The sequence below is a fragment of the Caryophanon tenue genome (genome assembly GCF_001700315.1).
Taxonomy (GTDB): domain Bacteria; phylum Bacillota; class Bacilli; order Bacillales_A; family Planococcaceae; genus Caryophanon; species Caryophanon tenue.
This window is the reverse complement of sequence record NZ_MASJ01000028.1, coordinates 1-3,919: the sequence shown is the minus strand read 5'-3', so window position 1 is coordinate 3,919 and position 3,919 is coordinate 1. Positions and strand designations below refer to the sequence as shown.

Annotated in this window: 6 protein-coding genes; 1 reads left to right on the top strand and 5 read right to left on the bottom strand. The window is 36.6% G+C overall.

All coding sequences use genetic code 11. The features are described from left to right. Positions 1 to 28: 28 nt before the first annotated feature. A complete protein-coding gene (locus A6M13_RS16345; RefSeq protein WP_169817445.1) occupies positions 29 to 205 on the top strand; it encodes a hypothetical protein in 177 nt (58 codons plus the stop codon). Positions 206 to 285: 80 nt separating this feature from the next. Here A6M13_RS16345 and A6M13_RS12005 read toward each other — a convergent pair whose 3' ends face one another. The 5 genes from A6M13_RS12005 to A6M13_RS11985 all read right to left on the bottom strand — a co-directional run. Next, a complete protein-coding gene (locus A6M13_RS12005) occupies positions 286 to 540 on the bottom strand; it encodes a hypothetical protein (RefSeq protein ID WP_066546636.1) in 255 nt (84 codons plus the stop codon). 204 nt (positions 541 to 744) lie between these two features. Further along, positions 745 to 981 carry a hypothetical protein gene (locus A6M13_RS12000; protein WP_066546634.1) on the bottom strand — a complete coding sequence of 79 codons (237 nt, stop codon included), beginning with the start codon at positions 979 to 981 and terminating at the stop codon, positions 745 to 747. A 232-nt stretch (positions 982 to 1,213) separates the two neighbouring features. Continuing rightward, on the bottom strand, positions 1,214 to 2,356 hold the full coding sequence (locus A6M13_RS11995; protein ID WP_066546632.1) for an aminotransferase class I/II-fold pyridoxal phosphate-dependent enzyme: 1,143 nt from the start codon (positions 2,354 to 2,356) through the stop codon (positions 1,214 to 1,216). A gap of 37 nt (positions 2,357 to 2,393) precedes the next feature. Then, positions 2,394 to 3,464, bottom strand: a complete 1,071-nt coding sequence (locus A6M13_RS11990; RefSeq protein WP_066546629.1) for a glycosyltransferase — start codon at positions 3,462 to 3,464, stop codon at positions 2,394 to 2,396. A 27-nt stretch (positions 3,465 to 3,491) separates the two neighbouring features. Beyond that, positions 3,492 to 3,919: LbetaH domain-containing protein (locus A6M13_RS11985; protein WP_066546626.1), on the bottom strand; the 428-nt coding region annotated here is incomplete at its 5' end.

Genomic DNA, 3,919 nt, shown 5'->3' with positions numbered 1-3,919 from the left:
GCTTAATGTTCCGCACTAGTGGTCTTTTTTGTTCGCAATATTCACACTATACACAATGCCTGAATTTGCAGAACTCAACAGCACGTTAACAACGGTGCAAAATGATATTGGCTTCTACAGCGATACGCTGACATTTGAACAAATCCAAGCGGGTATTGCCGACGTTGACCAAGCACTTCGCACGGTCGAACAACTTGTACGCTAAACGCAAAAAAAGCACAGCTGGGTCAACCCCAACTGTGCTTTTTGCTGTTTCTTCAGATGTATATGTAGCTCATTTAGCTGCTATGACTTGTGCGTAATCGTTTTTTTCATTCGCTGAATATTCGCTTCGACTAAAAGCGGCTCAAACTTAATGACTGACTCGTTCACCGCTGCTTCCATCGCGTTTAAATCTTGATGCGTTGCCACCCCAAATAAATAATAGCGCACAAACAAACTTAAATGCATACCACGCTCTAACGCTGCTTGCTCAAATATCTCGACTTCATGCTGTGGACAATACACTTGAAAATAATCTACAAACGGTTTCGCTTTCATTGGAAACGCCCCTTTTCTTGTGACCATTTATTATATATCCTATAAAACATACAAACGTGTGCAAAATATAAAAGACCAATGTGTATCGTGTTTCACCATATTAATAACCGCTTCTCTACATAGCGGTTATTGTCATATGAACAGCTAGATCATGTTTCGATGGAAAAACATACATACAATTTTAACTGTACAGCCCTTTGTTATTTATGCTTCTCTTTGCTGTTGGATTAACCGAATAATGCGTTTCATTTCTTCAACTACTTCAAATTCAAAAAGCCACTTACTGCTATGCATTTCTTCTACTTTCATCGCGGCTACTAATAGTAAATAATACCGTACAAATAAACTTAAATCTATGCCGCGCGCACTTGCTGCTCGCTGAAAAATCGCCATCTCTTCCACTGTACATTTAATACGTAATGAAACAGGTTTCCTCGCCACCCCAACACCTCCTTTCACCTATAACATTAACAAATAAAACCATTAATAGGTATTAAATAACTGTAAATTATTTATTAAAGAAGAAGTTATCCGAAACAAGTTTCTTTTCAAGATTATCTATTAATTATCCGCTTATATGCCGTACTTCTATCGGTAATCCGCATAGATTCTCACCATCCACAGCACAAAGGGGACGCCCAGAAAATAATTTCTGGACATCCCCTCTTTACAATTACGATACAATTGTGTTTTTGATAACGTCAATTACGAGTTGCTGTTGCTGTTCCGTCATTTTCGTATCAGATGGTAAACAAATACCTTGTGCAAATAAACGTTCACTTACTACATCTTCATCGCTATGTGCAAAGAATTTGCATCCGTCAAATAACGGCTGCATATGAAGCGGTTTCCATACTGGACGAGCTTCAATATTCGCTGCATCAAGGGCGTCGATTAACGCATATGGTGTCACGTTCACTTTTTGTGGATCTAATGTAAGCGTCGATAACCAACGATTTGAAAACGTATTTTCTAACTCTGGCATCATCGTTAAACCATCAATTTGACTAAGTGCTTTTTCATACGTATCGAAAATTTCACGTTTTTTGGCAACTCGTGCATCTAACACTTCTAACTGTCCACGACCAATACCTGCTACGATATTACTCATACGGTAGTTATAGCCAACAACACTGTGCTGATAATGCTTCGCTGCATCACGTGCTTGCGTCGCTTTAAAACGAGAACGATTGATTAACTCTTCATCGTCTGATACAAGCATACCACCACCAGAAGTAGTGATAATTTTATTGCCATTAAATGAGTAAATCCCAAATTTACCGAATGTTCCACTATGCTTGCCTTTGTATGTAGAACCTAATGATTCTGCTGCGTCTTCTACAACTGGTACACCGTAGCGATTGCAAATATCCAAAATCTCATCCATACGCGCGCTTTGACCATATAAATTCACGACAATGACTGCTTTTGGCATCGTGTTTGTTGCTTGTGCATCTTCAAATGCTTTTTCAAGCGCTTGCGGTGACATATTCCATGTTGTGTCTTCAGAGTCAATAAATACAGGTGTTGCCCCTAAATATAAAATTGGGTTAGCACTTGCAATAAACGTTAATGACGAACAAAATACCGTATCGCCAGCTTGAACATCTAATAAATCTAATGCTAAATGAATTGCCGCTGTTCCTGCGCTTGTTGCTGAAGCTGCTGCCGAACCAACATACTGTGCTAATTCCGCTTCAAAACCGTTTACATTTGCTCCAAGTGGTGCAATCCAGTTTGTGTCGAATGCTTCTTGTACATACTTTTGCTCTGTTCCTCCCATATGAGGAGAAGATAATAGAATACGATCTGTCATTTTAACAGTCCTTCTTTCTTGATTTATAAATTATCATTTATAATAAGTTATCATAAACATTTAAATAACCTTTAACTGTGTTTTCTATAGAGAATTTCTCTAATTTTTCAGCGTTGATTCTCGGTCCTTCTTCTAACGCTTGCTCAATAACTTTAGCTAGCTCTTGTTCATCTTTAGGTTTAAATAAATATCCTCCCACAGCTGTTGCTACTTTCCCCATGCCTACAATGTCAGAAGCTACCACTGGCAAGCCTGCTGCTGCTGCTTCAACTAAAACTAATCCAAAGCCTTCCCAGTGAGATGATAAAACAAAAAGATCTGAAGTTTTCAACAATTCCGCTATATCGTTTCTAGCTCCTAGAAAAGTGATTTTATTACTAGAATACTTTTTAGCATAATCTTCTACCTGTTGCTTTCTTTCACCACTACCTACAAAGAGAATTCGATAGTTCGGAGGTAAATAATTGCTAGCTCTAATTAAAGTCTCTTGGTCTTTGGCTGGACGCATACCAGCTACCATTATAATCCATTTTTCTCCCTCTGACCCTTCAATTATGTCTTCTTTTTGCCAAGCTTTAGCATAATAATATTTATCTAAATCGATTCCATTAAAAATCATCTCAAAATTATTTGAAGGTAATTTTAAATATTTTTTTAAGTTATTTTGTACTTCAGGAGTAATAGAAATAATTTTTTTATACTTTCTGTACATACATAAATCTAAGAATCGTAATATTTTTTTATTTCTTCGATTATTATTAGTACTATGCTCTGTGGTAACTAAAATACTTTTATTATAATTTAGCATATTTGCAATAACCGAAAACAATTGAGCACTATATAAATGAGTATGAACAATATCAAAATGATTCGATGCAATTATTTTTTTGATAAATAAAATATTTTGTACACTATATATTTTAGGCGACTCTGAATAATAAACTGGGATGTTATTCTCATGAAGAATCTCACCGAAAAAATTATTATGTTTAGTCAGTACTAATACTTCACATTCTACTTTATTTTTTTTCATTTTTACGACAAGGTCTGTTAATAACTTCTCAGCGCCCCCGCTAGATAAAGAGGCAATAATATGCAATATTCTCAAATCTTTCCCCCTAAAATTTAGAATTTCTCATTTTATAATTTTCGCTGGACTTCCTACGGCCGTTATATGACAAGGTAAATCTTTGACAACAGTGGTTCCTGCACCAACCATTGTCCATTCGCCTACTTCTGTACCTGGAATTACAACAGAAGCAGCACCAATTTGTGTACCTTCTCCAATTGTGACACCACCTGTAAGGGTAGCGTTTGGAGAGATATGTGCATAATGTCCAACTGTATTATCATGTTCAATAATAGCACCAGAGTTAATAATACAATGATTTCCTATTTTTGTATCTGCATTAATAATAGCACCTGGCATGACTACTGTTCCATAGCCAATTTTCGCACTTTCACTAATTATCGCTGATTTATGTACAACGATACCGTATTGTTCAGTTGGTAAAGTGAGCTGTAAGCCCGAATTATAAAAAATAGCGCACCTGTACGGTACGC

What these genes read in the sequence shown, in the direction of transcription:
- A6M13_RS12005 (WP_066546636.1), bottom strand. Translation starts at nt 540, where the DNA reads ATGAAAGCGAAACCGTTTGTAGATTATTTTCAAGTGTATTGTCCACAG.
- A6M13_RS11995 (WP_066546632.1), bottom strand. Translation starts at nt 2,356, where the DNA reads ATGACAGATCGTATTCTATTATCTTCTCCTCATATGGGAGGAACAGAG.